We start from the raw sequence: 2,013 nt of genomic DNA, 5'->3' as shown, positions 1-2,013 counted from the left end.
TCTCAGACAGCGCGTCAGCAACCCACGCATAGGAAATTCGATTTCCTTTGACTGCTTCAATGTAACCAGCCTCAACCCACTGATCGTATGGCGTTTGATCTTCTGCAGCCCGCTCACGAAGCGTGTCCTCTGGTGTCCAAAACCAAGTGAAGGAAGCAAAGACTTCTTTGTCTGGAGTGTCATCAAGAACCCAGGTCAACGTAAACGCTGTGAAGTCTCGGACGCGAGAAAGATCTAAACCGCCGTAACACGGATAGCCTGCCTCGATCAGGCTTTCGATTGTCAGCTCTGCATCAAGACACGAGCGCCAGACTTCCTGTTTGAATGCTGCGTTGTCCGCCTCTGTCCAGACACAAAAGTGAAGTCTGGCAATGCCGTTCTTTTTCCCCGGCATCATCTTGGCTTGGTTGACTTGAAGTTGGAGATAATCCTCGGTCAGGATCGTGCCAAGCAATGGGTTTGCTTTGATCCAGCAAGATGGATCATCCAACCAGTTGTCGCCCTCATCCAGACCGCAGACAAAAGAAAACGTTGTGTCATCCTCTGCCAGACCAGACGCCACCCGGATTGCGTGAGTTCTTTCCTCGTAGCAAATCCCGTTACGATCAACTCCGGCATTGGTTGCCATGAGCAACAACGGCTGCTTACGAAACTTAAACCCGCGCTCCAGCATGTCGATAGTGTCGCGGTTCTTGTGCTCGTGAACCTCATCACAAAGCGCAACACTTGGGCGCGGCCCTGACTTGCCGTCATCTGAGGAGATGGGTTTGAACTCGCGCTTGCCACCATCTTTAGCGCGGTAGATCATCGCATAGACTGGATCAATACCTAGAAGTTTTACGCGCGCAGCCAAACTCGGAGATTGCTCGACCATCGCAACAGCATCTTTGAAGAGGACTTGCGCCTGATCTTTTTTTGAAGCCGCAGCGTAGACCTCTGCTCGCGGTTCTCTTTCCATGACAAGTCCGACCAAACCAACACCCGCAAGCATTGGTGACTTGCCGTTTCCCTTGCCCTCTTCATCGTACATCCGCCGGAACCGACGCACTCCAGTTTCCTTGTTCTTCCAGCCAAACAATGAGCCAACACGGAACTGCTGTGACGGATGAAGGTGAAACCGTTTGCCTTCGAAGTCGCCGCCATTAAGCCGCAAAAGCTTAGGAAAAAAATCGATGACCTTCAGAGCTTCTTCGCGATCAAAATAGAATCCGCGCTCGCCAGCCTCATCTAGGTCTCGCAAATGGCGTTCACAGGCGTGGCGAATGTGAGGTCCAGCAATCACGCGCCCTGAAACCACATCCTCAGCCCATGCAGTAACTGGATCAATTTCGGAATCTGTTCGCATCAAGCAAAGTAGTCTTCTTCTAGGTCCAGTTGGCCCTGAGCTGGATTAGCTTTGAGCCCGCGCTCGGCTGCTGGCGTTAGTCCAAAGTCACGTGCAACTGTAAGGAACTGGCGGAAAGTTTCATTAAGCTGAGCAACCTCAGGTCGGTTTTTGAGTTGCTTGCCGTTACGAGTTTCCGAAATGTAAGTTTCCTCAACACCGGGAGTGTTTAGGTACTTCCGAAGTTTCTCATGTCGGGCAAGCGCCTCACACATGAGAACAAAACTTTCCATGTTGTAGAAGTTGAGCCTAGCTACGAGTGGGTTGCACACATGAGGTGCAATCCGATCATAAACCTTAACGCCGTCCTTAGTCAGGTGATCTGGCTTGAGGTCAGTTGCAATCTGAAGACCGCGTTCGCGTAGTGACTCTGGATTGGTGTTGCCCGTGAGTGGAACAACGTTTTCATTGCTGTTGGGTGTTCTGCCCTTCACCTGTCAGCTCCTTTAAGCTCTTGCCCCTAGTGGCTTTTTGTCTCCAATTCCCACTTTTTGTGAGAAAACCCTCCCCCTCCGGTCCTCAACTTTCGCGGTGGGAGAAATCGACCCCACCCCCTACCTGTTCGCCGGGTGGTTGGGATCGACTGGCCATCCGCTTTCATCGACCTGGGAGCTGTAACCGCGCTGCTC

2 protein-coding genes are annotated in these 2,013 nt (G+C 52.0%); both read right to left on the bottom strand.

Translation table 11 applies throughout. From position 1 onward, the window contains the following. The coding region (locus PPL9_RS27155; protein WP_244273487.1) for a terminase large subunit at positions 1-1,345 on the bottom strand (1,345 nt) is incomplete at its 3' end. Beyond that, a complete protein-coding gene (locus PPL9_RS27150) occupies positions 1,345-1,818 on the bottom strand; it encodes a P27 family phage terminase small subunit (protein ID WP_057465655.1) in 474 nt (157 codons plus the stop codon). The genes PPL9_RS27155 and PPL9_RS27150, both read right to left, overlap by 1 nt. Positions 1,819-2,013: the final 195 nt, after the last annotated feature.

This window comes from Pseudovibrio sp. POLY-S9, assembly GCF_001431305.1.
Classification (GTDB): domain Bacteria; phylum Pseudomonadota; class Alphaproteobacteria; order Rhizobiales; family Stappiaceae; genus Pseudovibrio.
The sequence above is the reverse complement of the archived record's forward strand: the minus strand, read 5'-3'. Positions and strand labels throughout refer to the sequence as shown.